The organism is Candidatus Levibacter sp. Uisw_134_01, assembly GCF_047717795.1.
Classification (GTDB): Bacteria; Pseudomonadota; Alphaproteobacteria; order Puniceispirillales; family Marisalimonadaceae; genus Marisalimonas.
The window spans coordinates 1,957,714-1,983,669 of the sequence record NZ_CP159808.1 but is presented as its reverse complement, the minus strand read 5'-3'; the positions used below and the strand labels follow the sequence as shown (position 1 = coordinate 1,983,669).

Here is a 25,956-nt window from a genome sequence, read left to right as displayed (position 1 = left end):
ATAAAGTGAGTTTTTTTTGACAGATTATAATGAACAAATTTCAGAATTAATTGATGACTTTTCCTTTTTTGAAAACTGGGAAGATAAATATCAATATTTGATAGACCTGGGAAGAAACGTTCCTAAAATGGACGAAAAATTAAAAGTCGATGAGAATAAACTTAAAGGGTGTCAGTCTGTTGTCTATTTCAGTAATTCTTTAAATAATGATGGGTCAATTAATTTTATGGCCAATAGTGACGCTGCAATTGTGCAAGGTTTAATTGCGTTAATGCTTAGAGTTTATTCTGGAAGACAGCCTCAAGAAATATTAGATATTGATACTAACTTTTTAGAAAAAATTGGTTTAGACGAACATTTATCTCCGACCAGAAAAAATGGTTTATCGTCGCTAATTTCTTCAATTAAGAATGCTGCTAAATTAGAGTTAGTTTAGGTTTTAAATTTGACTAAAATTGGGAAACAATCTGAAATTATTAGCCTCTCTAATGTTACAATTAAGACAATTAGTAGCTTGTCTCATCGCAAGTATAGAAAAGAATCACATTTATTTATAGCTGAGGGAATTAGAGTATGTAAAGAAGCTTTGGATAATGACTGGTCATTTAAATATTTTCTTTTTGACAAATCTAATGTTGATAACATTCAAGTAAACGAGCTCATTAATAAAATTATATCTAAAGGTGGAGACATAATAGGAGTTACACCTGATATTTTAAAAAAGATTTCACATAAAGATAATCCACAAAATGTATTAGGTGTCATAGAGCAGAAACACAGTGCGTTGCCGTTAAATTTGTATAAAAATACTTTTGTAGCTTTGGAATGCATAAGGGACCCAGGTAATTTAGGAACCATTTTAAGGACAATGGATGCAGTTGGAGCAAAAGGCTGTATTCTGCTAGGCGAGTGTACAGACCCTTTTTCTTATGAATCTGTAAGAGCAAGTATGGGTGCTATTTTTAACTTAAATATCATCAACTCCAGCGTTGAGAATTTTATACAATGGAAAATTAAAAATAAAGTAACTTTAATTGGCACTGCACTAAAAAATGCAAGTGATTATACTGAAACAAAATGGGATCTTCCATTTGTTTTAGTTTTGGGTAATGAACAAAAAGGCTTGTCCAATAAAATTTTAAGTTCATGCGATCAAATAATTAAAATGCCAATGTTAGGTAGTTCAGACAGTTTAAACTTAGCAGTTTCTGCAGGTGTTGCACTATATGAATCAATTAGGAAAAATCCTAAATAATACTTTTACTTTCCCATCTTGCAAATATTGCAGTGCTAATTTCTCTTGGGTCGTCTTGATCTTCAAAAATAGATATTTCACCAGATTCTACCTTCCCTTTGTAAGTTTTCATGACTTCCCTTAAAGCATAATGTAGTGACGAATAACTAGAACGTATTGCGTAACTATTAAGTATGACAAATAGTGGGTTTTTAGACAATATCTGAGGAAGAAGATTTAATAAAATCGGCAAATCTTTTTGTAATTCCCACTTCTCTCCATTAGGGCCTCTGCCATATTTAGGAGGATCTAGAATAATTGCATCATATCTGTTTTCTCTTCTAATTTCTCTATTTACAAACTTAAGAGCGTCATCAGTGAGATACTTAATTGGTAAATTTGAAAAAGAGGATAAATTTCTATTTTCAAAGGCAAAACTGATAGCTTTTTTGCTGGCATCAACATGTGTTACTGATGCGCCGTTTGAAGCTGCATGTAGAGATGCTAGGCCAGAGTAACCAAATAGATTAAGAATTTTAGGTGAATTGGGGGTAGATGTATTTAAAATAAATTTATTGATTTTCTGAGCAGCCCATATCCAGTGTGGAGATTGATCTGGAAAAAAGCCAAGATGCCTGAATGCTGTTGGCATAGCGTAAAATTTAATATTTTCATATGACATTTTCCAACGTTCAGGAATATTTGCTTTAAGAGACCATTTTCCACCTTCATCCTTATCTTCAAGTGCAGACGAAGATAAAAAGGTTCCTGCAGCATTATCCCATATTTTTTTGGATAAATTTTGAGGCCAAAGAGCTTGAGGTTCTGGTCTGGAAAACATATAAGGACCAAACCTCTCTAGTTTATGTCCATATCCTGAATCAATTAATGAGTAATCATTCCATTTAGTTGGGTACAAAATTAGAGGAGTCATTAGGAATTTTCCTATTAATTAATATTTTGTAAAAAAAAAATTGATAGTTAATAATAAAGAAAAACAAAAGAAATAAAAATGAAAATAAATTTATCAGTTATTATTCCAGTTTATGAGGCGCAAAAAACACTGGCAAGAACAATAAACTCTATTAATAATCAGTTTATTTCTGATAAAGATTTAAAGGTAGAGTTAATATTAATTATAGATGATGGAAAAAAATATAATAAGTTTTTACCAAAATTAAAAAATAATTTCTATTTAAGAATCTTTAAAACAAATGGAATAAAAACAGGTCCAGGGAATGCTAGAAATTTAGGAGTAGATAAGGCAAAAGGTAAGTACATAGGATTTTTAGACGCAGATGATGAATGGTCTGATAATTATTTAGAAAAAATGTATAAACTAGTAAAATTGAATAGCATTGCCTTTTCCCCAACATATGTATACGAGAATGATAAGTTAATAAAAAAATTTGAAGGTCAAAATACTGGCTATTTACAATTAAGTGATATTGGAAAAGTGCCTTGTAGTTTTCATCCATTTATAAAAAAAAGTGAACAGATAAAATTCAAATTATTAAAAAGTCAAGATGTCTATAATACCTCATACATCCTAAATAGATATAAAACAAAGATCAAAGTAGCAGACGGGGTTTATTACAAATTAAATATTCAAAAAAATTCAGTAACAAAAGAAGAAGGTTATTCTCATAAGATAAATTTAGCTTATAAAAAATACCAAATTATATCGCAGAAAGAAAAACAAAATAAAATATCAAGAGTCTTCGCAATAAGAAGAATAAATAATTTAAAATATATTGAATGGAGTGATACGAATACTGGCGGATATTATGATTACTTAAGCAAAAAAGGGATATAAATAATGGAAAAAACAAAAGTGTGCATATTTGATGCATATGGGACTTTATTTGATGTAAATGCTGCTTGTAGGGAGCTATCTACAGAAGTGGGTGAAAATTGGGAAGAACTTGCGACATTATGGCGTTTAAGACAAGTTGAGTATACTTGGCTAAGAAATTCAATGAATGAATATATAGATTTTTGGAAAATAACAGAAAATGCTTTAGAATATGCTATGGAAGTATTGAACATAGATAACGAAAAACTGAAAATTGAATTACTAAATTTATATTTAAAATTAGAAGCTTACCCAGAAGTAGAAAAGATACTAACAATATTAAAAGAGGGAGGATTTAAAACAGGTATATTATCAAATGGAAGTGATGCAATGTTAGAAAGTGCAGTTAAAAATGCAAAAATTGAAAATCTTTTAGATGAAATTATATCTGTTGAAAGATGTAAAATATACAAACCATCTAGTAAGGTTTATGATCTTGTTAAGGATACATTTAAAATAAATAATAATCAGGTGGCATTTTTTTCAAGCAATGCATGGGATATGCATGCTGCAGCTAATTATGGTTTTAAAACTATTTGGGTAAATAGGTTTAATGGTAAATTGGAGAGATTACCAGGAAAACCAGAAGCAATAGTAAAAAATTTAGATGGAATTATTCAAATAGTTTGACTAAATGTCATTTCCAATACCCCAATGCCAAAAATCAGATTTATCTTTGTTAAAAAATCTATTAATAATCATTTGATGAACTTCAGATGCACCATCAACAAGTTTAGCTTGTCGGGCGTAACGGTAAATCCATTCTAAAACAATATCTTTACTGTAACCTTTAGCGCCATTTAACTGAATAGCAGTGTCACAAACATTGTTTAAGGTGTCAGCAACATGTATTTTAGCCATGGAAACATCTTGCCTAGATTTACTACCATTCTCTATTTTCCAAGCAGCACGCATAACAAGCAAACGGGCAATATCAATATCCATAGCAGCTTTACCTAATTTAACCTGAACACTTTCCCTATCAGCTAACTTAATACCAAAACCTTCTCTATGTGAGACATAATCAAGGGCAATTTCAAGACTACGTTTAGACAGGCCAATCCAACGCATACAATGAGTTAACCTAGCAAGTCCTAATCGTATTTGAACAATTTTTAGGCCCTGTCCTACTTCACCTAATCTATTTTCATCAGGAATTTCAAGACCATTATATTCTATCTCACAATGACCACCATGTTCTTCTGGACCCATAATAGGTATACGTCTTTTAATCCTCCAACCTGGTTGATTTTTATGATAAAGAAAAGCAGTTAAGCCATCATTAGTTTTGGCTAAAAGAATAAAATGAGAGGCAATACCAGCACCTGTAATATACCATTTAAGACCGTTGACAATCCACTTATTATTTTTATAAATAGCTTCGGTTTTAATCATAGAAGGATCAGACCCTCCCCCTGGAGCAGGTTCTGTCATAGCTAGTGCTGATCTAACATCCCCGTTGATAATAGGATCAAGCCATTTTAATTTTTGATCATCTCTACCTATTTTATTTAATATATACATATTGCCGTCATCTGGTGCAGCGCAATTAAAACATACAGGTCCAAAAATAGATCTATTCATTTCCTCATAAAGTACAGACATACCAATAGGACCATAACCAAGTCCTCCCCTGGAAGATGGCATTTGAGGAGACCAAAGACCCTCTTTTTTAACTCTTTTCTTAATTTCATCTAAAAGGGATAAATTAATATTTTCATGATCATCATAAGCTAATTTGTCAGACTCTAATGGAATAATATGAGTATCGACAAATTGCCTTGTTTTAATTCTTAATTTTTCAATATCATCAGGTAGATGAAAATCCATAAAAAACTCCTAAAAAATTACAGACTAGTGCTTAAACCTCCATCGACAGCAATAACAGCACCAGTCATATAAGTGTTATCACGGTTAAGTAACATAGAAATAATGGGATTTAACTCGCTTACGGATGCAAATCTCTTAAGTGGGATCTTTTTTTTGAGTATATCGCCTGCAGTACCTTCAAGTTGTTCACGGTTGATGTCGGTTAGAATATAGCCTGGAGCAAGTGCATTGACAGTAATGTTATATCTAGCTAGCTCAATTGATTGAGATTTAGTAACTTGTATCAATGCTGCTTTAGTAGCAGAATAAGCACCAACAAAAGGTAAGGGTCTATAACCTAAAGTAGAGGCTATATTGATAATTTTACCATTTTGATTCTTAATCATATTAGGAATAACAATTCTAGAAACGTTCAAGGAACCCATTAAATTAACATCGATAATTTTACTTAAATCATAATTTGTTTCTTCATGTAATAGCTTTGTATTAGCAATTCCTGCATTATTAATGAGACCGTAAAGATTTAGATGTTTTAATTTAGTTTGAACATCTTGATCATTAGTAATATCTAATTCAATGAAGTCATGATTTAGTGTTTGATTAGGTAAACTATTAATTACTTTTTCAAGTTCATTTTTATTTCGGCTTACACCTATAATTTTAAAACCATCATTAGCTAATACCTTAGCAAAATTTGCGCCTAGACCTCTACTAGCACCAGTAATTAAAATAGTGTTTAAAATTTTATTCATAAATAAAAAAATCCTAGGAAAACAAAATTGCTCTATACTGATAATAATAACTAAAGTTAATATTAAATAAGTTATGTGCAAATGATAGAAAAAAATAGAATTATAAATTTAAATAGTTGGATAAAAAACAACACAAAATTAGCCATAGATGTTTATGAATTAAAAAAATTCGAAATTGGGCAATCTAATCCAACTTACTTAATGAAAACAGATAAAAAAAACTTTGTAATTAGAACAAGACCTCAAGGTGAATTATTAAAAGGAGCTCATCGTATAGATCGTGAATACAAGGTTATGTGCGCACTTGAAAATTCAAAAATACCTGTACCTAAAACATATGGTTACTGTGAGAATATAGAAATAATCGGAACAGAATTTTACATAATGGATTTTTTAGATGGAAATCACGAATTTGATCCATTTTTAGCACATTATGAAGTTGAAGAAAAAAAAAAATTATATAATCAAAAAATTGATATTTTAACAGAATTAACATTAATAAACATTAAAGAGATTGGATTAGAAAAATTTGGAAGGCCTGAAGGTTATTTAAATAGACAAATTAAATTATGGATAAATCAATATAGAAATTCTCAAACCAAAGAGATAGAGAGTATGGAATATTTAATAGAGAATATACCTAAGAATATACCAGAAGAGATTGATTTACTTCCACCGTGCCTACTACATGGTGATTTTCGTTTAGATAACATGATGTTAAATCAAGAAAAAGTAATTGGTTTATTAGACTGGGAATTATCAACCTTAGCTCCGCCTTTCATTGACTTATCGTATTGGGCTTTAATGCTTAGATTTGATAAAGATTGGCCAATAGGAGGTTTAGGAAACAAGAAGCAATTAATGTCTAACTCTGGTATTCCCTCAGAAGAAAAAATTTTAGAAATATATTTAAATAAAACTGGTCTTGATAAACCTAAATATTGGAAATTTTTATTAGCATTTAATAGCTTTAGATTTGCTGGAATATTGCAAGGTATAGCAAAAAGAGTAATTGACGGCAACAATGCAGGTACTAACGGTTTTGAGGTTGGTCAACAAACAGAACCTGTAGCCATATTAGGTTCCCAAATACTTAAAGAAACTTTTTAAAATTAAAATGGCTGTATCTAGATGGATTTATCATTAATAGAGCGGCAATAAAAAGTGCGATTGACGAAACAGATAAAGCAATACTGTAAGACTTAAATAAGTCAATCATTACACCACCAGAATAAGGCCCAATCATTTGTCCTATACTAAACGAGGACGTTAATATTGCCGTTGAAACTCTTATCGAACCGCTATATCTAGATTGGCCTTCTAAAAATGCGAGTGCAGTAATAGGAATAAAGGTTGAGCCTAGTAAAATAGAAGCTAAAATAATACCAAAATTATTTTCATATATAACTGGCATAAATATACCTATTCCCATAATAAGGCAGGCCAAGAAAAGAGCTAGATCATTACCAATTTTTTTGCCAAACCACGGCCAAAAAATAACCATTGGTATGCCTGTAAGCCCAACTAAAAACCAAACATAAAACTCTGTTGTCTCAAGTCCAGTAGTTTCTCTTGCCATTGCAGATATAAACGTCCCTAAAATTACATAACCAAAACCGTAGAGACCATATGAGACAGTAATTAAAGAAAATCCAAAAGTACTAGTGGATTTTAATATTTTGTTGGGGGAACTCAAGATTATTTCATTTGGTGTATATATAAAAATAGGAATAGCAAGAATTAATGATAAAATGGAAACACCAATCCATAATTCATTCCAAATAAATCCTAAACTTCCCAAAATAGAAATTAATATTGAGGAAAAAACTATTCCAAAACCTACGCCCATAAAATGTGAAGTACTTAATGATTTTTTTCCAAAGGCTTGAATAGAAGGAAGAATTAAAGCCGTTCCAAAAATTAAAACAAATGCACTAGAGACACCTGCTAGAAATCGAATTAAAATAAATATGATTATATCATTATTAAAAGCCATTAACAAAGTTGTTAATAGTGAGATTATAACTGCTGTTAAAAAAAAAAGTTTTACTCTGTTCTTAAATATAGGCAGAATGGTAATGAGAGAACCAAACAAATAACCAAAAAAGTTCCAAGAAGCAATTAATCCACCATTAGTTTTACTTAAATTTAACTCTTCCAACATATAAGGTAAAATTGGAGTATAGCTAAACCTACCTATCCCAATGGCTATTGCAAGTGCAGCTGCTCCAGTTGCAATCAAAGTAAAGAGCTTCCAATTGTGATTTTTTGACAAAATATATTTCTTTACTTTAGTTAGTTTAAAATAACTTTTAATGGTGTTTTATTATTCAGTATTTTTTTAAACAATCAAATTAAATTAGTTTATTTATTGACCAAAAATATATAGTTGTTTCATACTTAACACATAGTCAGTTAAAATTAAGGTTGTGCAATGGAAAAATTTTTTAAAATCTCAAATGTCTCTAATCATGTGGTTAAAGTCGAATTAAGTAACGGTAAAAAGCATAACCCATTATCATTAGAATTAATTAAAGCTTTAACAAACTCTTTAAAAGAAGTTTCTTCACAAGAAAATGTAAAAGTTTTAATAATATCCTCTGAAGGCCCAGGCTTTTCAGCTGGGCACGATTTAGAAGAGCTAAGGCAGAACAAAAACAACAAAGAGTTTTTTCAAAATTTATTTAATGAATGTTCTAATTTAATGCAAACAATAATGCATTTATCACAACCAGTAATAGCAGAAGTATGCGGAATTGCAGCTGCTGCAGGTTGCCAATTAGTAGCTAGTTGTGATTTAGCTGTAGCATCGGAAAATGCTAGTTTTATGACGCCTGGTGTAAACATTGGATTGTTTTGTTCAACGCCAATGGTGGCTGTTTCAAGAAATATTAGTCGAAAGAAAATTATGGAAATGCTTTTAACAGGTGAAAGCATGAGTGCAAAAGATGCAGTAGACTATGGATTAATAAATCACTGTGTGCCTGTTGACCAACTTCAAGATAAGACTATGAGTTTAGCAAATTTAATAGCATCTAAACCTATTTCAACAGTAAAAATAGGTAAAGAAGCTTTTTACAAGCAAGTAGAGATGCCTATATCTGAAGCTTACAACTATACATCAGAAGTGATGGCGAAGAATATGTTGGAGTTAGACGCTCATGAAGGCATTAGTGCTTTTTTAGAAAAAAGACTACCTGAGTGGAATTAATACTTAGATTTTAAGATCAAGTCTCGGTTTCCAAAAAGGTCGAAAAAGTTCAATCTTTGGACACCGGTTCATAACAACCTTTAAGCCGGCCTCCTCAGCAAGCTTAGCAGCATCATGGTCAATAACTCCAATTTGTGCCCATAGAACTTTAGCGTTGATAGCTATTGCTTCCTCAGTAATTTTATATAAGTCCTCAGATTTCCGAAAAACTTCAACCATGTCTACAGGTCTATCAATAGCTTTTAAACTTGGATAAACTCTTAGATTTCTAATTTCTTGAAGGTTTGGTCGTGGATTGACGGGTATCATGTCATAGCCAGTTTCACTCAAAACACGAAGTACCCCATAACTAAATTTTGTTTTGTCAGGACTTGCTCCAACCATCGCAATAGTTTTAATTGAGCTAAGGATACCTTGCAAATATTCATCATCGTAAGGTTCGTTATGATTCATAAATATCATTCCTTAATATCCTTTCTTGTTGCAATATTAGCTTTTAATTCATGAGAAGTAAGAGGATCTATAAAAGGATTACGATAAAGCTTGTCATGACTTTCAACGCCAATTTCAAAAGTACAATCAGTTTTAGCGCGAGCAACACATAAAATTACATAACCATCATTTATTTGCCTATTATTTAGAGCAACTTGAGCTCGTTGATCAACTTTGCCTTCGATAAGCTTGGCAGCGCACGTTATACACCCGCCATACTGACATCCATAAGGTAGATCAAGTCCTAGTTCTCGTAATTCGTGGAGTAAGGGCTTTGACCCTTTAACTTTAAAAAAACTATTACCGCGATTAGCAATTATAATTTTATTCATAACCAAATATCACTTGTACAATCACCTCCTGGGTAACGGCTTTCATGGCATCGACTAGGTCCATTGGGTTCTTTTCCAAAATCAACAACGAATTCTTCATTAATTTTCATACCACCATTTTCTACATCACAATCAATCATAAGCATAACGCCACCTTGGGTACGAATATCTGGATAAAATTGATTATCCCACGTTGAAAAAAGAGATGTTGTTACGTACATTCTCTTACCATCCAGGGATAATTGATACATTTGTGGTCCACCTGCAATTTTAACTCCATTTACAACAGGTGCTTTGTCTAAAAGACCTCCCATCCAAATTTGTCCAGTTAGAACAGGTTTATGAGGATCAGAAATATTATATTGACGCATATCACCATGCAACCAATTATTTATATAGAGATATTTATCGTCCATTGAAACTAATATAGCCGACATTACACCAGGTATTGGAATCGGCCAGTCTGGGTGTGGTTCATTGTCGACGTCAATGATTTTTTCCCACTCCCAATTACCTTCTTTAGATTTCCAGAAATGAATTACATTTGTACTAAGAGCAGCTCCACAAAATCCATGGCTGCTATTGGGATCATGTAAAAACTTGACTTCAAGTGGTATAAGTCCATCTTCACCTAAATACATTGTTTCAATTGGTTTTTTCTTTTCAAAATCCCAAACATGTAATCGGCGTCCATATTTTAAGTGTCCAACTTCTTCAAGATCAAATCCTGGCATAAAAGTATTTGGTGCTGCCCATTCAGAACTAATCATAACATTATGGCGTGGTTGATACCAAAAGTCATAACTAAAAGGAATGTCTCCCATAGAGTTTTCCCAACGACCTTGAATTTCAAAATCTTTATTTAGATGCAAATACCCACCTGGAGCTTCTCCTCTAGCGTCACCTAGAAAAGAAATAATAATTTCAGACCCTAAACAATGAACTGTGTGGGGTCCTGAGAGATTTGTTTTGGATTTAATTTCAGATCCATCAATTATTTTATAAATACTAGGTGATAAAGGATTAGTTGCAGTATCAACAACATATATATTATTAGAACGTACTCCTGGTACTAATAAGTATTTTCGACTCATTTTTTCGTCACTATGACATGACGAACATGCATTCCAACCCATATGATGCAGTTCATCACCAATTCCAGGCATTTCAAGTCTATGAATAACTTTTGAATAATTTTTGCTATCTGGATCTATATCAATAGTTGCAAGATAGTCAGGTTTTTGAATTCCAGTCCCAGTATAAATAGCTATCGTATATAATAACTTTTCTCTTGGCGCTTGAATAGCTTTAGAAGGGCTAGCATAACCTGGGCCACAACATAATCCGTCCATGATTAGTCTCCTCTAAATTAATATACACTATTTTTATATAATTATAAATTAGGCATAACAAGTTCAAAGTAAGCTGACTATTTCTGGAAGTAATTTAATATTTTTAAAGCTAATAAGTAAGCATTAACGTTATATTGTTGATAAAGCCCCTTCTAAATCAGCAATAATATCTTTATGACTTTCTAAACCAATTGATAAACGAATAATAGAATCACCGACTCCTGATTTTTCTTTTTGTTCGTTATTTAGTTGTCTATGTGTTGTTGATGCAGGATGTACAATCAATGATCTTGTATCACCTACATTTGCAAGATGAGATATTAAGTTGCAATTTTCTACTAATTGCATAGCTCCTTCATATCCACTTTTTAAAGAGAATGTAAAAACTGATCCAAATCCGTCCTTAAAGTATTTTTTTGCTAACTCATGATAAATATTTTCTTTAAAGCCTGCCCAAGAAACGTAATTAACCTTTGAATGATTTTTAAGAAAATTAGCAACTAATTCAGCATTTTTCATGTGTTGTTTCATCCTCAATGGAAGAGTTTCTAAACCAATTAGCGTTAAATACGCATTTAAGGGAGCCATTGTTGATCCTAAATCTCTTAGTACACTTGCATGGCAATAATTTATAAATGCATGGTTTCCAAAGCTTTCATAAAAATTAATATCATGATAAGAAGAATCAGGGGTTGTTAATTTTGAAAAAGCTCTACCCTTATCCCAAGGGAAGTTTCCCATATCTACAACAGCGCCACCCATTGCGTTTCCATGTCCTGATAAAAACTTTGTTGTTGAGTAAACAATTAAATCAGCGCCAAATTTTCCAGGTTGACATAAAATTTGTGTTGCCATTGTGTTATCAATTACAAGTGGAATACCAACTTCATGCGCTATTTCTGCCAGAGATGATATATCGGTTATATTCCCGTCAGGGTTAGCTAAACTTTCAGCAAATAAAACTTTTACAGAAGTATCTTTAACAGCATTCTTAACAGCATCTAAATCAGACACATCAACTAAATCAGCGTTCCAGGAAAAATTTTTAAATGTTTTAGTAAACTGAGTAATAGAACCACCATATAATTTAGAACTAGCAATTAGTTTTGCTCCAGGTTCCATTAGAGGAAATAGCGCTAACATTTGTACAGCATGTCCAGATGCAGCGCAGCAAGCACCTAATCCGTTGTCTAAAGCGGCAATTCTTTGTTCTAGAGCAGAAACTGTAGGATTAGTTAATCGCGCATAGATATTACCTGGCTCTTGAAGGTTAAATAAACTTGCAGCATGATCTGTATCATCAAATGTAAAAGAAGTTGTTTGATATATTGGAATACTTCTTGATCCAGTTGAGGCATCAGGTCTTGTTCCCGCATGTATAGAGAGTGTTTCTAGTTCATTTGATTTTACAATTCCTCCATTTCTTTTGGCATGTGGTGGGTTCTTGACGAAAGGTCTTTTAGAAGAAATTAATCGTGAATTAAAGCCGGCTAATCCAAGTGCACCAGATAATCTTGAATGTTCCATTTTAGGGCATTTATCATAAATCACATTTATCTTTGCTTCTTTGCCTAAATTAATAGCTTCCTCATTTTTAATGCCTAACTGCATCCAAACAGTTTTAGCGCCAATGTTTATGGCATCTTTAGTTATCGAAGCACAAAATTCACTAGGTCTAAATATATTAACCATATCTATTTTAATAGGTACTTCTTGAAGAGATGCGTAGCATAATTCGTTAAGTATATATTGTCCGGCATTACCAGGATTAATAGGTATAACAGTGAAACCATATTTTTGTAGATATTTCATCACAAAGTTAGAAGGTCGCTTCCAATTCTTACTAGCTCCAACCATAGCTATTATTTTATTTTTAGATAAAATATCTGCAATAAAAATATCTTGATCTTGAAATACATCAGTTGATAAACTCATAATTTCTCCTTTTAAAAATACTTTATATTGCTTAAAGAAAAACTTTAAAAATTTATTTTTAACATAGTAAATATTTCCTAGATCAAATATCATAGTTTAATAATATTCTCCTTATTGGTAGAATTTTAAAAAGGAATTTTTTATGTCCCTAAAATTTGATTTTATTGTAGTTGGAGCAGGTACTGCAGGATGTCTTTTAGCGAATCGGTTGTCAGCAAATGGCAAATATTCTGTAGCATTACTCGAGGCTGGTGGAAGTGACAATTATCACTGGGTTCATATACCTGTTGGTTATTTATATTGTATGGGAAACAAAAGAACTGATTGGTTATTTAAAACTACAGCTCAAAATGGATTAAACGGTAGATCTTTAAATTATCCTAGAGGTAAGGTTATGGGGGGGTGTTCCTCTATAAACGGTATGATTTATATGAGAGGACAGGCAAATGACTACGACCAATGGCGACAAATGGGAAATGAGGGTTGGAGTTGGGACGATGTTCTACCCTACTTTAAAGATATGGAAGATAACTTTAGTGGAAAAAATCAATTTCATGGAACAGGTGGAGAATGGAAAGTAAATAAGCAAAGGTTATCTTGGGATATTTTAGATAGTTTCCAAGAAGCTGCTGTGGAGTCAGGTATTCCACAAATAGACGATTTTAATGATGGTAATAATTATGGAGTTTCATACTTCAAAGTAAACCAAAAGTCTGGTTTTCGTTGGAATACAGTTAAAGCATTTATTAAACCAATTAAGAACAGAAAAAACTTACATATTATAAAAAAATGTGAGGTTAATAATTTAATTTTAGAAAATAATAAAGTAATAGGCGTTGACGTTACAAGAAATGGGCAATTAGAAAAAATTTTTGTAAATAAAGAAGTCGTGTTATCTGCTGGTTCAATAGGCTCTCCTAAAATTTTAGAATTGTCAGGAATAGGAAATAATAAAGTTTTATCTGATTTAGGAATTCAAACCAAGATAAACAGCGCGAATGTAGGGGAAAACTTACAGGATCATCTCCAGTTGAGAGTTATCTACAAACTAGAGAATGCTGTGACTTTAAACCAAAAAGCTAACTCACTTTGGGGGAAAATTGGTATTGGTTTGGAATATGTTTTAAACAGAACTGGACCTATGTCGATGGCACCAAGTCAATTAGGTGTGTTTGCAATGTCGGATGAATCTTATGAAACCCCAAATCTACAATTTCACGTTCAACCACTATCCTTAGATAAGTTTGGAGATCCACTTCATGATTTTCCAGGATTAACAGCGAGCGTTTGTAATTTAAATCCTCAGAGTAGGGGAAGCGTTCATATAAATTCTAAAGATGCGAAATCACCTCCAGATATTGACCCAAGATATTTATCTGAAGAAAAAGACAGAATTGTTGCTGCTCAATCAATAAGGCTTGCAAGGAAGATAATCACTCAGCCAGCCATGAAAAAGTATAATCCTAAAGAGCACGCGCCTGGAATACAGTTTCAATCAGAAGAAGAACTGAAAAAAGTTGCAGGAGATATTGGTACAACTATTTTTCATCCCGTGGGGACATGTGCTATGGGACCAAGTGATTCTTCTGTAACAGATGAAAAGTTAAAAGTTAGAGGCGTTGAAGGTTTAAGAATTGCTGATGCATCTATTATGCCGTCTATCACTTCAGGTAACACAAACGCGCCAACATTAATGATTGCAGAAAAAGCATCAGAAATGATATTGAATTCTAATTAAATTTAATATCTATTAAATGTATAATTTGAATGAGGCATTAGATGAATTTTGAATATAATGAAGACCAGTTAGCAATTAAAGAGATGGCTAAAAATTTTTCTGAAACTGAATTCAAACCTTATGCATCTGAATGGGATCAGGAAGAGATCTTTCCTGTTGAGGCTCTAAAAAAAGCTGCTGAACTTGGATTGGCGGCAATATACGTTAATGAAAAGCATGGTGGTTCGGGGCTTAGTCGACTAGACGCAGCAATTGTGTTTGAAGAGTTATCACGAGGGTGTGTTTCTACTGCTGCTTATTTGACTATACACAATATGGTAACATGGATGATTGATTCTCATGGATCAGAAACTTTAAAAGAAAAATTTATTAAAAAATTATCTACAATGGATATAATGTCCAGTTATTGTTTAACGGAGGCTGGTTCGGGGTCTGATGCAGCTTCGTTAAAAACTACAGCATTAAAAAAAGGAAATAGCCATTACTTGTTAAATGGATCTAAAAGCTTTATTTCGGGAGGACCAACTAGCGACGTTTTTGCCGTGATGTGTAGAACAGGAGGTGAGGGTGCAAATGGAGTTTCTTGTTTATTAGTTGAGAAGGGAACTAAAGGATTATCTTTTGGTAAACAGGAAAAGAAGATGGGTTGGAATAGTCAACATACTTCGACGGTTAACTTTGATAATTGTGAAATACCAATTGATAATATAGTTGGAAATGAGGGTGATGGTTTCAAAATTGCTATGAAAGGTCTTGATGGTGGAAGAATAAATATAGCTGCTTGTTCATTAGGGGGAGCAAGAGCAGCGTTAGAAGCATCTATTATGTATTCAGCAGAAAGAAAACAGTTTGGTAAATCAATTGATCAATTTCAAGTTACCCAGTTTAAATTAGCTGATATGGCTACAGAATTAGAAGCATCTAGGTTGATGGTGTTCAGAGCGGCTTCAAGTTTAGATAATAAAAATCCTCAAGCTACAAAACTTTGTGCAATGGCCAAAAGATTTACTACTGATATATGTTCGGAAATATGTAATACGGCCCTACAAATTCATGGTGGTTATGGGTACTTAAAAGACTTTCCCTTAGAAAGACTTGTTAGAGATTTGAGGGTACATCAAATTTTAGAGGGAACTAACGAAATTATGAGAGTAATAATTTCACGACATTTAAAAAATAATTAAGATAAAAAGGACAATGTGAGAATGTTAGAAGAAGTAATATTTAATGAAAACAATGGTGTAGGTGTTATAACGCTTAACAGGCCTGATAGATTAAACGCTCTAACTTATCCAATGGTTCAAAAATTAAATCAATATCTTAATTTATGGGAAGTAAAGGAAGAAATTAATTGTGTTATAATAGAAGGTGCTGGAGACAGATCTTTTTGCGCAGGTGGAGATGTTGTTAAATTAAGAAAAGAAGTTCTTGCTGATGGTGGTCCACCTACTCAATTATCAAAATCATTTTTTTATGATGAATATACTTTGAATTATAAAATAAGTAATTTTAAAAAACCTTTTATTGCGTTAATCAACGGCTTCACTATGGGTGGAGGTGTTGGTATTTCAATGCATGGAAGCCATGTGGTTGCATCAGAAAAGACAATGTTTGCAATGCCTGAAACTGCTATTGGACTTTTTCCTGATGTTGGAGGAGGTTGGTTACTAGGACAATTAGATAAAGGAATAGGTGCCTGGTTATCTCTTGTTGGCGCAAAGTTAAAAGCGTACGATTTGATTTCACTAAATCTTGCAACTAACTATGTCGCTTCTACAGAAATAGAGAAATTAAAAAACTTATTAATCACATCTTCGCCAGATACTAACGATAAGGTTACTTCAGTTATAAATAGTTTATCCTCAAATCCAAAAACTGAAGATAGTGTTTTATTAGCACATGAAGAAATCATTAAAGATGCGTTCTCGTTTGATAAAATTGAAGATATTTTTGAAAGGTGTGAAACGTTATCAAAATTAAATAATGAATTCTTCAATACTCAATTTGAAGAGTTGAAACATAAATCACCAACATCTTTAAAAATTTCTTTAAAACAAATTCGAGTAGCAAGTCAAATGAGCTTAAAGGATGAATTAATTATGGAATATAGAATGGTACAAAAGTGTCTGAAAATAGGTGACTTTTTTGAAGGCGTAAGAGCTATGCTAGTTGATAAAGATAGGAAACCTAATTGGTCACCATCAAGTATAAATGATGTAGATGAAAGTAGAGTGGATGAGTTTTTTAAAAGTTTAGACGATGTAGATTTAGTTCTAGAAAATTAAAATATAGATATATTAGAAGGGAAGTTTTATATGAAAAACGTTTACATAATGTCTGCAAATAGATCTGCAATCGGAGGGTTTGGTGGAACATTAAAGGGTTTTTGCCCGGTTGATTTAGGAACTTTAGTTGCCAAAGAAGCTATTTCACGATCTGGATACGATCCAAAAGAAATTGATCATGCTGTTTTTGGAAATGTAATTCATACCGAACCAAGAGATATGTATGTAAGTAGGGTCATTGCTCTTCAATCTGGGTTAAGCAAGGATTCTGCAGCATTAACTGTAAATCGACTGTGTGGTTCTGGTCTTCAAGCAATAATAAGTGCCATTCAACTTATAGCTCTCGAAGATGCTTCTATTACAATGGCTGGTGGTGTTGAGGTTATGTCAAATGGAGCACATATTATTGATGGATTTCGATGGGGAGCAAGAATGGGTGACGGAAAAGTCCATGATATGATGTTAGGTGCTCTTCATGATCCATTTGGTCACGGGCATATGGGTATTACTGCTGAAAATATATCTAGTAGATATCAAATCAGTAGAGATATGCAAGATCAGTTTGCATTAACTAGCCAGCAGAGGGCCAGTAAAGCTATCGAAAATGGCGTTTTCAAAGACCAAATTCTTCCAATTGAAATTAAAACAAGAAAAGGTATTAATATTTTTCAGATAGATGAACATCTCAAACCAAACACTACTATGGAAAGCTTATCTGGACTAAGAACAGCTTTTAAAAAAGACGGTGTTGTTACCGCTGGTAATGCTTCAGGAATAAATGATGGTGCATCTGCTTTAATTCTTGCCAATGAAGAAAAAGCTAAAAAAGGGAAGCCATTAGCTAGAATTGTTTCTTATGGTTTTGGTGGAGTAGACCCAGATGAAATGGGAATGGGACCTGTTCCAGCTACTAAAATGGCTTTAAAAAAAGCTGGTTTGGATGTTTCAGACCTAGATTTAATTGAATCAAATGAGGCTTTTGCTGCACAAGCTTGTGCTGTAAATAAACAATTAGGTCTTGAGCCAGAAAAAGTTAACGTTAATGGTGGGGCGATTGCACTTGGACATCCTGTTGGAGCAACAGGCGCAATAATTATGACAAAGCTTATTTATGAATTAAGACAGCGTAAAGGAAAATATGGTCTTGCCACAATGTGTATTGGTGGTGGTCAAGGCATAGCTGTTATTATCGAAGCACTATAAAATTAATATGTCTTTTCAATGTATATCTGTAGACGAAGCAAAAAAAATCGTTGATGAAAATAATTTAACTATTATTGACATCAGAGATTATAATTCTTTCTCACAGGGTCATATAGATAATGCAATTCATGTTGAAAATTTAGATATAGATAGTTTTATTAATAAAAAAAATAAAAGTGAAGCCATATTGATATATTGTTATCATGGTAATTCGAGTAAATCAGCGGCCAATTTTTTTGTACAACATGGATTTGAGAAAGTCTTAAGTATGGATGAAGGTTATTCTGGTTGGATAAAAGATTAAATTAAGTTTCTATAAAGTTAAATTTATGATAATGACAATCATAATCAAATTAACAAACACTTCGAGGTAAACCATTGGATATACGTAAAGGTACTAGGTTAATTGACCGACCAGAGTTTAAAACAAAACCTGTCCCAATTACTTTTTTAAAGAAAGACAAAGTTTTTCAAGCTATTGAAATAATGTCAGAAAAAAATTATGGATCAGTAGTTATAGTTGATGATAAAGATAAGGTAATAGGTATTGTAACTGAAAGAGACATTGTAAAAAAATTAGTTAAAAATAATATGTCTCCTAAAACTACAAAATTGGAAGATATAATGACACCAAATCCTAGAGTAGCAAATGAAAATGACGACGTGTTAGATTGGTTAAGAATTATGTCGAATGACAGGTTTCGAAGACTTCCAGTGGTAGATGAAAAGGGAAAAATTAAAGTTATTTTTACTCAAGGAGATTTTGTATCATATACTTGGCCAGATTTAATCTTTCATGCTAGCCAATTAGCTAAAGCTTCTTTCATGAAGGGATTTTCTTTGAATACTTTGCTTATTATGATGTTTATCTATGGTGTAGCTCTAATAGCTGCGATTAAAGCATTTGTATAATTTTTATTAATTAGTTTTAACTTTAATCATTGAGTTTGATATCCAAGTCATAACTATGTCACCGTTTTGGTTTGAAACAGTTTGTTTTAACCTTACGGTCCCTTTGATTGGGTTTTTTGAAGATAATTTTTTTTCTAACACTTCAACTTTAGTTTTAAGGGTATCACCAGGATATACGGGTTTAGTCCATCTTAATTCATCTAATCCCCAAGCTCCCATACTAGAGCCATTGAAAACATCAGTGTTAAATATTTGAGTGAATGATTTTCCTAGTGTCATAAATCCACTTGAAGTTAGTTGTCCAAAAGGACCATTTTTAGCTGCCTCTTCATCAAGGTGAAAGGCTTGTGGATCGTACTTTGATGCAAAGTTAATGATTTCATCTTTTGAAACAAAATTAGGTTCAGTTTCAAAAGATTCACCAACACGGAAATCGTCAAAGTACTTTGGTTTTATTTTCATTTTTTAGATCTTCAAAAAAATACTTATCTTGGTGCTAATCTGACGGATCCATCAAGTCTAATTGTTTCACCGTTTAATAAAACATTAGTTAGAACACTCTCAACTAACATAGCGTATTCTAACGGAGTTCCTAGGCGTTTAGGAAATACAGTTGTAGCTATTAAACTTTGTTGAACTTCTTCACTCATGCCTGATAGCATAGCAGTTGCAAATAAACCCGGTGCTATAGTATTAACTCTTATTCCATTTGAAGCTAATTCACGTGCTATTGGTAATGTCATGCCCACAATACCACCCTTTGAGGCAGAATAAGCAGCCTGTCCAATTTGTCCATCATAAGCTGCTACTGAAGCTGTGTTAATTACAACACCTTTTTCACCTTCGTGATCAGGCTCATTAGATTGCATCTTATCAGCACATAATCTGAGCATGTTAAAGCTTCCAATTAAATTTACTTTAAGTACTTTTTCAAACAAGTTTAAATCATGCATTCCTCTACTTGATACGACTTTGGCTCCAACGGCAATTCCTGCACAATTAACTAAACAGTTAAGACCATTAAAATCAGTTATGGCATTTTTCATTTCTTCTTCGTTAGAAACATCACCAACACAATATTGAGCACCTATATCGTCTGCAACGCTTTTCAAGCCATCTGCATTTAAATCTATTAATAAAAGCTCCGCTCCTTTTTCTTTAAGGTATCGTGCAGTACCTTCTCCAAGACCACTGCCAGCTCCTGTAATTACAGCTTTAACATTTTTAAGTATCATTTTTATCCTCCAAAATCTCGAATATCATCTATCACTTTTCCATCATTAGGTAAACTGTTAACGGGAACTATTTCAGATGTTCCTTTTAAATTTATAACAGTTTTTATTTCATCAGAAATTTTTTGTTGTATAGCCCCTATGTCTGATGAATTAGCAATATTAGATTCAACTTTAAGAAGTAATTCATCTCTATCATTTTTCCTACTTACTATCATGCGTGCATTATTTTTAATTTTTAGGTTTTCTAAGATTTGATTTATTTGAGATGGTTGTACAAACATACCTTTTACTTTTGTGGTCTGATCAGCTCTTCCCATCCACCCTTTAATTCTTTTATTAGTTCTTCCAGTTGAACTTTCGCCTTCTAAAATTGCTGATAGATCACCTGTAGCAAATCGTATAATAGGTAACTCAAAATTATTAAGTACTGTAACTACAACTTCACCAACTTCACCATCTTTAAGAGTGTTCCCGGTGCCAGGTTTAACTATCTCTAGGATAACACTCTCATCAACAATCATGCCGTCACCTTCAGCGGCTTCATATGCTACTAAACCTAGATCAGCTGTGCCATAACATTGGCGAGTTATAATGTTACGTTCTTTAAAATTATTAGCAACTGCTGGAAAAAGAGGTCCACCAGTTACCATCGCTTTTTTTAATTTAGGAAGTGTTATCTTCATTTCGTCAGCTTTTTCTAGGATTATTTTTAAAAAATCTGGGACGCCTACGTAGGCAGTAGTTCCAATAGTGTGCATCACTTCCAGTTGAAGGTCTGTATTATCTCCTCCGGCGGGGAAGACTGTACATTTTAAAATTTTAGCTGCTTCTTCAAACATTGCACCTGCAGGTGTAAAATGATAAGAAAAACAATTTTGAACAATGTCACCATATCCAAAATCAGCTGCATGTAAAGCTCTAGCAAATCGCCACCAGTTTTGGGAATGACCATCAAGGTCATATATAGGACCGGGAGATCTATAAATATGAGCAAAATTTTTGATTTCACTCACATTTAAATTAGCAAAAGGTAGATTTTTACTTTGTTTGTTTGTTAATTCAGATTTTCTCAATAGTGGAATAGATGATAAATCATTTAAATCATTGAGTTTACCATTTAACCTTAAAGACTGATTTTTATTGTTTAGAGCTTGTTCAATTAATTGGTTAACTTTGTTTAAATGATCTGAACTTCTTTCGTCGTTGGTTCTAATTTCTAAACCATCAAAAAAATCATTTTTTTTCATTTAATTTTATAACCATCTTTTTCTTCGTCTGTATTGTTTAACATCTTTAAAAGATTGTCGTCCTTCACCTGAGATACCAAGATAAAACTCTTTAACATCTTCGTTGTCTCTCATAGATTCTGCGGATCCTTCCATAACGACACGTCCATTTTCAAGTATATATGCATATTCTGCATATTGAAGAGCTACATTAGTGTTCTGCTCAGCAAGCAAAATTGTAACACCCTCTTTTTTATTTATTTCAGCCACTATTTCAAATATTTGTTTAACTAATTGTGGGGCTAGTCCCATAGATGGCTCGTCTAGTAATATCATTGTAGGATGAGCCATTAATGCCCTACCAATTGCTATCATTTGTTGTTCTCCTCCAGAAGTATAACCTGCCAATGAGGTTCTTCTTTCACGGAGCCTTGGGAAATAGTTATAAACTCTTTCCAAATCATCCTTTACTTCTTTAGAACTATTTCTAGTGTAAGCACCAGTAAGTAAATTTTCTTCGACTGTTAAATGCTCAAAACAATGCCTGCCTTCCATAACTTGAATGACACCCTTTTTAACTAATTGTGCTGGATCAAGGTCATGTATGTATTCATTGTTAAATGTTACAGATCCCTTTGTCACTTCGCCCCTTTCAGAAGCCAGCAAATTAGAGATTGACTTCAAAGTGGTACTTTTCCCAGCTCCATTACCGCCAAGTAAAGCTGTTATACCTCCCTTTTTAACTTTTAAACTTACACCTTTCAAAACCAGAATAACATGGCTGTAAACAACTTCTATATTATTAACAACTAAAACGTCTTCAATCGTATTAGATTTTTTATTTTTTGTTACTTTAATGTCATCCATTTTTTTATTCCTATAGAGAAAAAGAGAGCCTAACGAATTAGGCTCTCAATTGTTTTTAGTTACAACGCTCAGCAATTTTTTGCTCAGCAGCATATTTTGAAGAATCTTCTGCAATTAACTTTTGAACTACATCAGAGTCACCGTACATATACTCAGTAATCATATTCCATTTTTTAGCTTTAGCGTCCCACTGCTGAACTGCAGCAAGTCCACTACCACCATGGTTTTCACAAGTATTTTTAAATGCAGGAGCAAAGTCTTTAAAACCTAATTCCTCCATTCTCTCAGCGCTTAGGTCTACAGCTTCCATACCATCTCTATACATAGCTGGTGTAATTTTAGAAGTACCATGTATTCTTTGTGCAACTACAGCAGCCTCTACCTGAACCATTGCTTGGAATAATCCTCTGTTATACAAGACTGTTCCAAAATGTGATCCGTCTCCAGAAGCTTCACCTTTATCATGAACATATTTTTTAATATCTTTATGAACTTGGTAATTGTCGCCTGGGGCGTTGAAAGTTAAAGACTTATAACCGTGCGCTCCTTGCCCAGCTGGTAAAACATCATTTTCTGAACCTGACCACCAAATACCAATAAACTTATCCATTGGAAACTTGATAGATGCAGCAGACTTAACTGCAACTTGATTCATAACTCCCCAACCCCACATAAGAACGTTGTCAGGACGAGCTTTACGTATCTTTAACCACGTAGCTTTTTGCTCTTGTCCTGGATGGTCAACAGGTAATAACATTAATTTAAAACCATGTTTTTTACTTAGTGTTTGTAGGGTTCTAATTGGCTCTTTACCATATGCAGAATTATGGTATACAAGTGCAATTTTTTTACCTTTAATATTACCAAGGTTCTGTTTAAGTATATGTCTTACAGCAATAGAAGCCCCATCCCAATATGTAACTGGAGCGTTAAATATCCATTTGAAAACTTTACCATTAGCTGCAGAAGTTCTTCCATATCCTGTTGAATAAACAGTAACACCGTCAGCTGTTGCTTTTGGGATTAATTGGTAAGTAATACCAGTAGACATCGGTTGGAAAACCATAGCGTCTTTTTTGTTTTTTTCATAACACTCTACGCCAACTTGAGTTTTATAACCAGTTTCACACTCAGGGTGAAATATTTTTTCACCACCAATTCCACCATCTCTGGCGTTTATCATTTTGTAATAATCTACAAAACCGTCAGCGTTTGGAATACCATTAGGTGCATAAGCTCCTGTTCGGTAAACTAACATTGGAAATTTTAGGTCTGCCACTGCAATTTCTACATAACTAGAAATGGCAATAACAGAAGCTGTTATTCCAATTAAAAGTTGTTTTATTCTCATTAGATCCTCCCTTAGAGAAATATTAACATAATCTACTAAATACCATTTAGTAGGGGAAAGGCCATCGTCTTAACTTTTCCTTTGCGATGGACCAAAGTCTTGCAAGGCCATGAGGCTCTACAATTAGAAAAATAATCATTAACAATCCCCAGATTGTTATTTCAAAATGCTTGGCTGTAACTGCTGATAGACCAACCAGGTCGACCATTATAAATTTAAGACCAATTGGAAGAGTAACAATAAAGCCCGCACCTAGGAATGAGCCCAACATAGAGCCAAGTCCTCCTATAATTATCATAAACAATACAGGGAATGAAATTGTCATAATATCAAATGACTCTGTAACTTCAATTGCCCCAAGGAAAACGGCAAAATATAATGCCCCTGCTACACCTATATAAAAAGAACTTATTGCGAAGGCTGATAACTTAGTTTTAAGTGGAGGCACTCCAATAATTTCTGCGGCAATATCCATATCTCTAATAGCCATCCATGACCGTCCTGTTTTACTTCTTATCAAGTTTTTTGCCGCAAAGCCTAATAAAACAACCAAAACTAAACAAAATAAATATGTCGCGTATGGAGGCGCTGTCGCACCTGTAACCGGTATACCAAACATCAATCTTTCTGATACAGTGATTTGTCCAGTGTCAGAGTAGTTGTAAAACCACGGAACTTTATTAAAAAGCCAAACAAGAAAAAATTGAGATGCAAGTGTTGCAACTGCAAGATAAAATCCCTTTATTCTTAAGGAGGGCAGTCCAAAAAGAATACCAACGGCTGCTGTAATTAAACCAGAAATTAAGACAATAATCATAATATTTAAATCAGGAAAATAAGTCATGATTTTATAGGTTGAAAATGCACCAACAGCCATGAAACCTCCAGTTCCAAGGGAAACCTGACCACAATATCCAGTTAAAATATTAAGACCTATTGCTGCTAATGAAAAAATTAAGAAAGGGACTAAGATGGCCTTTTCCCAATAACTATCAATAACAAAAGGCACTATTAAAAAAGCAACAAACATCAATATGCTAAAGGCAACTTTGTCCTGTAGAAGAGGAAATATAGCATGGTCTGACTTATATGAAGATTTATACTGACCAGTTTCTTTATAAAGCATTTAAGTTAAACCCTCTCGATAATTTTATCGCCAAACAATCCTTGTGGACGAAATAATAAAAATACTAATGCCATGACATAGGCAAACCAATTTTCTAGGGCGCCTGTTTCAAAGTAGCCACCAATATAAATTTCAGCTAGTTTTTCACCAACTCCAATTAACAGCCCTCCAATTATAGCACCAGGAATGGAGGTAAAGCCACCTAGTATAAGAACTGGCAAAGCTTTTAAAGCAATAAGAGATAGTGAAAATTGAACACCTGATTCAGTGCCCCACATAATACCGGCGACCATGGCAATAAAACCAGAAATTGCCCAAACTAATATCCAAATTGTTCTTAATGAAATACCAACTGACAAAGCTGCTTGATGATCATCTGCAACGGCTCTAAGAGCTCTTCCTGTTTTTGTATATTGAGAAAAAAGAGCAAGAGTAATAACTAATATCACAGCAATAACAGTTGCCCAAACATTAAGGACATCAATATACATTCCGTAATAGTCACTTCCTTCAGCTGCAAGACCTATGGTTGCTTCTTCTAGCCAAATAGATCCACCACTTGGAATTCCAACATCTAAAACTTTCACATCAGATCCCCACATTAGATCTCCAACTCCTTCAAGCACGAAAGCTAAGCCAATTGTAGCCATAAATAATATTATGGGGTCCTGGTTCACAAGATGCTTCAGCACTAGCCGTTCTATAATCCACGCAAGAGCAATCATGGTGATCATAGTTAATATAATAGCTAAAAAGTTTGGCATTGATGCATACCAGTTATGATAATTAGTTCCAAAAAGTTCATTTATTAAATGAGCAAAGGGAACTTGGCCTGTTTGATAACCAACAAGAGTAAGCGCTGCAAAAAGGGCGAACACACCCTGAGCAAAGTTAAAAACACCAGAAGCTTTAAAAATTAAAACAAAACCTAAAGCTACTAGCGAATACATTACCCCAGACATTAGTCCGTTTAGGACAGTTTCAATAAAGTTTAATAAATCTACGCTCATAAAATACATT

The 25,956-nt window shown here is 33.2% G+C and carries 27 protein-coding genes; 12 read left to right on the top strand and 15 right to left on the bottom strand.

Features of this window, described 5'->3' with window-relative positions; translation table 11 throughout:
- Window positions 1–16: 16 nt before the first annotated feature.
- Both ABXT66_RS10100 and ABXT66_RS10095 read left to right on the top strand, forming a co-directional pair.
- Window positions 17–436, top strand: a complete 420-nt coding sequence (locus tag ABXT66_RS10100) for a SufE family protein (RefSeq protein ID WP_443643384.1) — start codon at window positions 17–19, stop codon at window positions 434–436.
- 9 nt (window positions 437–445) lie between these two features.
- Window positions 446–1,255: a TrmH family RNA methyltransferase gene (locus ABXT66_RS10095; protein WP_443643383.1), complete on the top strand. Its 810-nt coding sequence runs from the start codon at window positions 446–448 to the stop codon at window positions 1,253–1,255.
- Here ABXT66_RS10095 and ABXT66_RS10090 read toward each other — a convergent pair.
- A complete protein-coding gene (locus tag ABXT66_RS10090) occupies window positions 1,248–2,168 on the bottom strand; it encodes a class I SAM-dependent methyltransferase (RefSeq protein ID WP_443643382.1) in 921 nt (306 codons plus the stop codon). The two genes, ABXT66_RS10095 and ABXT66_RS10090, sit on opposite strands and share 8 nt — an antisense overlap.
- Window positions 2,169–2,246: 78 nt before the next feature.
- Between ABXT66_RS10090 and ABXT66_RS10085 the strand changes: the two genes are divergently transcribed.
- Both ABXT66_RS10085 and ABXT66_RS10080 read left to right on the top strand, forming a co-directional pair.
- Window positions 2,247–3,050: a glycosyltransferase family 2 protein gene (locus tag ABXT66_RS10085; protein ID WP_443643381.1), complete on the top strand. Its 804-nt coding sequence runs from the start codon at window positions 2,247–2,249 to the stop codon at window positions 3,048–3,050.
- A gap of 3 nt (window positions 3,051–3,053) precedes the next feature.
- A complete protein-coding gene (locus ABXT66_RS10080; protein WP_443643379.1) occupies window positions 3,054–3,719 on the top strand; it encodes a haloacid dehalogenase type II in 666 nt (221 codons plus the stop codon).
- On the opposite strand, the gene ABXT66_RS10075 is transcribed toward ABXT66_RS10080, so the two are convergent.
- Complete coding sequence (locus tag ABXT66_RS10075) at window positions 3,720–4,919, bottom strand: acyl-CoA dehydrogenase family protein (RefSeq protein WP_443643378.1); 1,200 nt, start codon at window positions 4,917–4,919, stop codon at window positions 3,720–3,722.
- Between the two features lie 17 nt (window positions 4,920–4,936).
- Window positions 4,937–5,671, bottom strand: a complete 735-nt coding sequence (locus ABXT66_RS10070; RefSeq protein WP_443643377.1) for an SDR family NAD(P)-dependent oxidoreductase — start codon at window positions 5,669–5,671, stop codon at window positions 4,937–4,939.
- Between the two features lie 81 nt (window positions 5,672–5,752).
- Between ABXT66_RS10070 and ABXT66_RS10065 the strand changes: the two genes are divergently transcribed.
- The gene (locus ABXT66_RS10065; protein ID WP_443643376.1) at window positions 5,753–6,781 is read left to right on the top strand and encodes a phosphotransferase family protein; all 1,029 of its coding nucleotides are present in this window, start codon (window positions 5,753–5,755) and stop codon (window positions 6,779–6,781) included.
- Here ABXT66_RS10065 and ABXT66_RS10060 read toward each other — a convergent pair.
- Complete coding sequence (locus tag ABXT66_RS10060) at window positions 6,765–7,946, bottom strand: YbfB/YjiJ family MFS transporter (RefSeq protein ID WP_443643375.1); 1,182 nt, start codon at window positions 7,944–7,946, stop codon at window positions 6,765–6,767. The genes ABXT66_RS10065 and ABXT66_RS10060 overlap by 17 nt on opposite strands.
- Before the next feature lie 159 nt (window positions 7,947–8,105).
- On the opposite strand from ABXT66_RS10060, the gene ABXT66_RS10055 reads away from it, so the two are divergent.
- The gene (locus ABXT66_RS10055; protein ID WP_443643374.1) at window positions 8,106–8,882 is read left to right on the top strand and encodes an enoyl-CoA hydratase; all 777 of its coding nucleotides are present in this window, start codon (window positions 8,106–8,108) and stop codon (window positions 8,880–8,882) included.
- Window positions 8,883–8,885: 3 nt separating this feature from the next.
- On the opposite strand, the gene ABXT66_RS10050 is transcribed toward ABXT66_RS10055, so the two are convergent.
- The 4 genes from ABXT66_RS10050 to ABXT66_RS10035 all read right to left on the bottom strand — a co-directional run bounded on the left by ABXT66_RS10050 (window position 8,886) and on the right by ABXT66_RS10035 (window position 12,993).
- Window positions 8,886–9,335: a CoA-binding protein gene (locus ABXT66_RS10050; RefSeq protein ID WP_443643373.1), complete on the bottom strand. Its 450-nt coding sequence runs from the start codon at window positions 9,333–9,335 to the stop codon at window positions 8,886–8,888.
- A 5-nt stretch (window positions 9,336–9,340) separates the two neighbouring features.
- Window positions 9,341–9,706, bottom strand: a complete 366-nt coding sequence (locus tag ABXT66_RS10045; RefSeq protein WP_443643372.1) for a 2Fe-2S iron-sulfur cluster-binding protein — start codon at window positions 9,704–9,706, stop codon at window positions 9,341–9,343.
- Window positions 9,703–11,058 (bottom strand): selenium-binding protein SBP56-related protein, encoded by a 1,356-nt coding sequence (locus tag ABXT66_RS10040; protein WP_443643371.1) that lies wholly within the window; start codon window positions 11,056–11,058, stop codon window positions 9,703–9,705. The genes ABXT66_RS10045 and ABXT66_RS10040 overlap by 4 nt, the downstream gene beginning before the upstream one ends.
- Window positions 11,059–11,187: 129 nt before the next feature.
- Window positions 11,188–12,993, bottom strand: a complete 1,806-nt coding sequence (locus ABXT66_RS10035) for a PLP-dependent transferase (RefSeq protein WP_443643370.1) — start codon at window positions 12,991–12,993, stop codon at window positions 11,188–11,190.
- 142 nt (window positions 12,994–13,135) lie between these two features.
- Between ABXT66_RS10035 and ABXT66_RS10030 the strand changes: the two genes are divergently transcribed.
- The 6 genes from ABXT66_RS10030 to ABXT66_RS10005 all read left to right on the top strand — a co-directional run bounded on the left by ABXT66_RS10030 (window position 13,136) and on the right by ABXT66_RS10005 (window position 19,131).
- A complete protein-coding gene (locus ABXT66_RS10030; protein WP_443643369.1) occupies window positions 13,136–14,731 on the top strand; it encodes a GMC family oxidoreductase in 1,596 nt (531 codons plus the stop codon).
- Between the two features lie 41 nt (window positions 14,732–14,772).
- Window positions 14,773–15,915 carry an acyl-CoA dehydrogenase family protein gene (locus tag ABXT66_RS10025; protein ID WP_443643368.1) on the top strand — a complete coding sequence of 381 codons (1,143 nt, stop codon included), beginning with the start codon at window positions 14,773–14,775 and terminating at the stop codon, window positions 15,913–15,915.
- Window positions 15,916–15,936: 21 nt separating this feature from the next.
- Window positions 15,937–17,016 (top strand): enoyl-CoA hydratase/isomerase family protein, encoded by a 1,080-nt coding sequence (locus tag ABXT66_RS10020; protein WP_443643367.1) that lies wholly within the window; start codon window positions 15,937–15,939, stop codon window positions 17,014–17,016.
- Window positions 17,017–17,046: 30 nt separating this feature from the next.
- Complete coding sequence (bktB, locus tag ABXT66_RS10015; RefSeq protein ID WP_443643366.1) at window positions 17,047–18,219, top strand: beta-ketothiolase BktB; 1,173 nt, start codon at window positions 17,047–17,049, stop codon at window positions 18,217–18,219.
- Window positions 18,220–18,226: 7 nt separating this feature from the next.
- Window positions 18,227–18,523 carry a thiosulfate sulfurtransferase GlpE gene (gene glpE / locus ABXT66_RS10010; protein WP_443643365.1) on the top strand — a complete coding sequence of 99 codons (297 nt, stop codon included), beginning with the start codon at window positions 18,227–18,229 and terminating at the stop codon, window positions 18,521–18,523.
- A 74-nt stretch (window positions 18,524–18,597) separates the two neighbouring features.
- Entirely contained in the window at window positions 18,598–19,131 is a 534-nt protein-coding gene (locus tag ABXT66_RS10005) for a CBS domain-containing protein (protein WP_443643364.1), read from the top strand.
- Between the two features lie 6 nt (window positions 19,132–19,137).
- Here the strand turns inward: ABXT66_RS10005 and ABXT66_RS10000 are convergent, their stop codons facing one another.
- Genes ABXT66_RS10000 through ABXT66_RS09970 form a run of 7 tightly spaced genes read right to left on the bottom strand, consistent with a single transcriptional unit; the run spans window position 19,138 to window position 25,946 of the window.
- Window positions 19,138–19,593, bottom strand: a complete 456-nt coding sequence (locus tag ABXT66_RS10000; RefSeq protein ID WP_443643363.1) for a MaoC/PaaZ C-terminal domain-containing protein — start codon at window positions 19,591–19,593, stop codon at window positions 19,138–19,140.
- A 23-nt stretch (window positions 19,594–19,616) separates the two neighbouring features.
- Window positions 19,617–20,366: an SDR family NAD(P)-dependent oxidoreductase gene (locus ABXT66_RS09995; RefSeq protein WP_443643362.1), complete on the bottom strand. Its 750-nt coding sequence runs from the start codon at window positions 20,364–20,366 to the stop codon at window positions 19,617–19,619.
- Between the two features lie 2 nt (window positions 20,367–20,368).
- On the bottom strand, window positions 20,369–21,613 hold the full coding sequence (locus ABXT66_RS09990; protein ID WP_443643361.1) for a phenylacetate--CoA ligase family protein: 1,245 nt from the start codon (window positions 21,611–21,613) through the stop codon (window positions 20,369–20,371).
- Window positions 21,614–21,619: 6 nt separating this feature from the next.
- Window positions 21,620–22,459, bottom strand: a complete 840-nt coding sequence (locus ABXT66_RS09985) for an ABC transporter ATP-binding protein (RefSeq protein ID WP_443643360.1) — start codon at window positions 22,457–22,459, stop codon at window positions 21,620–21,622.
- Between the two features lie 55 nt (window positions 22,460–22,514).
- Window positions 22,515–23,810 carry an ABC transporter substrate-binding protein gene (locus tag ABXT66_RS09980; RefSeq protein ID WP_443643359.1) on the bottom strand — a complete coding sequence of 432 codons (1,296 nt, stop codon included), beginning with the start codon at window positions 23,808–23,810 and terminating at the stop codon, window positions 22,515–22,517.
- Between the two features lie 46 nt (window positions 23,811–23,856).
- Entirely contained in the window at window positions 23,857–24,936 is a 1,080-nt protein-coding gene (locus tag ABXT66_RS09975; RefSeq protein WP_443643358.1) for a branched-chain amino acid ABC transporter permease, read from the bottom strand.
- Between the two features lie 5 nt (window positions 24,937–24,941).
- Window positions 24,942–25,946 carry a branched-chain amino acid ABC transporter permease gene (locus ABXT66_RS09970; protein ID WP_443643357.1) on the bottom strand — a complete coding sequence of 335 codons (1,005 nt, stop codon included), beginning with the start codon at window positions 25,944–25,946 and terminating at the stop codon, window positions 24,942–24,944.
- Window positions 25,947–25,956 lie beyond the last annotated feature (10 nt).

What these genes read in the sequence shown, in the direction of transcription:
- ABXT66_RS10020 (WP_443643367.1), top strand. Translation starts at nt 15,937, where the DNA reads ATGTTAGAAGAAGTAATATTTAATGAAAACAATGGTGTAGGTGTTATA.
- ABXT66_RS10000 (WP_443643363.1), bottom strand. Translation starts at nt 19,593, where the DNA reads ATGAAAATAAAACCAAAGTACTTTGACGATTTCCGTGTTGGTGAATCT.
- ABXT66_RS10055 (WP_443643374.1), top strand. Translation starts at nt 8,106, where the DNA reads ATGGAAAAATTTTTTAAAATCTCAAATGTCTCTAATCATGTGGTTAAA.
- ABXT66_RS10040 (WP_443643371.1), bottom strand. Translation starts at nt 11,058, where the DNA reads ATGGACGGATTATGTTGTGGCCCAGGTTATGCTAGCCCTTCTAAAGCT.
- glpE (WP_443643365.1), top strand. Translation starts at nt 18,227, where the DNA reads ATGTCTTTTCAATGTATATCTGTAGACGAAGCAAAAAAAATCGTTGAT.
- ABXT66_RS09990 (WP_443643361.1), bottom strand. Translation starts at nt 21,613, where the DNA reads ATGAAAAAAAATGATTTTTTTGATGGTTTAGAAATTAGAACCAACGAC.
- ABXT66_RS10050 (WP_443643373.1), bottom strand. Translation starts at nt 9,335, where the DNA reads ATGAATCATAACGAACCTTACGATGATGAATATTTGCAAGGTATCCTT.
- ABXT66_RS10045 (WP_443643372.1), bottom strand. Translation starts at nt 9,706, where the DNA reads ATGAATAAAATTATAATTGCTAATCGCGGTAATAGTTTTTTTAAAGTT.
- ABXT66_RS09985 (WP_443643360.1), bottom strand. Translation starts at nt 22,459, where the DNA reads ATGGATGACATTAAAGTAACAAAAAATAAAAAATCTAATACGATTGAA.
- ABXT66_RS09980 (WP_443643359.1), bottom strand. Translation starts at nt 23,810, where the DNA reads ATGAGAATAAAACAACTTTTAATTGGAATAACAGCTTCTGTTATTGCC.
- ABXT66_RS10030 (WP_443643369.1), top strand. Translation starts at nt 13,136, where the DNA reads ATGTCCCTAAAATTTGATTTTATTGTAGTTGGAGCAGGTACTGCAGGA.
- ABXT66_RS10065 (WP_443643376.1), top strand. Translation starts at nt 5,753, where the DNA reads ATGATAGAAAAAAATAGAATTATAAATTTAAATAGTTGGATAAAAAAC.
- bktB (WP_443643366.1), top strand. Translation starts at nt 17,047, where the DNA reads ATGAAAAACGTTTACATAATGTCTGCAAATAGATCTGCAATCGGAGGG.
- ABXT66_RS10080 (WP_443643379.1), top strand. Translation starts at nt 3,054, where the DNA reads ATGGAAAAAACAAAAGTGTGCATATTTGATGCATATGGGACTTTATTT.
- ABXT66_RS10090 (WP_443643382.1), bottom strand. Translation starts at nt 2,168, where the DNA reads ATGACTCCTCTAATTTTGTACCCAACTAAATGGAATGATTACTCATTA.
- ABXT66_RS10085 (WP_443643381.1), top strand. Translation starts at nt 2,247, where the DNA reads ATGAAAATAAATTTATCAGTTATTATTCCAGTTTATGAGGCGCAAAAA.
- ABXT66_RS10035 (WP_443643370.1), bottom strand. Translation starts at nt 12,993, where the DNA reads ATGAGTTTATCAACTGATGTATTTCAAGATCAAGATATTTTTATTGCA.
- ABXT66_RS09975 (WP_443643358.1), bottom strand. Translation starts at nt 24,936, where the DNA reads ATGCTTTATAAAGAAACTGGTCAGTATAAATCTTCATATAAGTCAGAC.
- ABXT66_RS10070 (WP_443643377.1), bottom strand. Translation starts at nt 5,671, where the DNA reads ATGAATAAAATTTTAAACACTATTTTAATTACTGGTGCTAGTAGAGGT.
- ABXT66_RS09970 (WP_443643357.1), bottom strand. Translation starts at nt 25,946, where the DNA reads ATGAGCGTAGATTTATTAAACTTTATTGAAACTGTCCTAAACGGACTA.
- ABXT66_RS10075 (WP_443643378.1), bottom strand. Translation starts at nt 4,919, where the DNA reads ATGGATTTTCATCTACCTGATGATATTGAAAAATTAAGAATTAAAACA.
- ABXT66_RS10025 (WP_443643368.1), top strand. Translation starts at nt 14,773, where the DNA reads ATGAATTTTGAATATAATGAAGACCAGTTAGCAATTAAAGAGATGGCT.
- ABXT66_RS09995 (WP_443643362.1), bottom strand. Translation starts at nt 20,366, where the DNA reads ATGATACTTAAAAATGTTAAAGCTGTAATTACAGGAGCTGGCAGTGGT.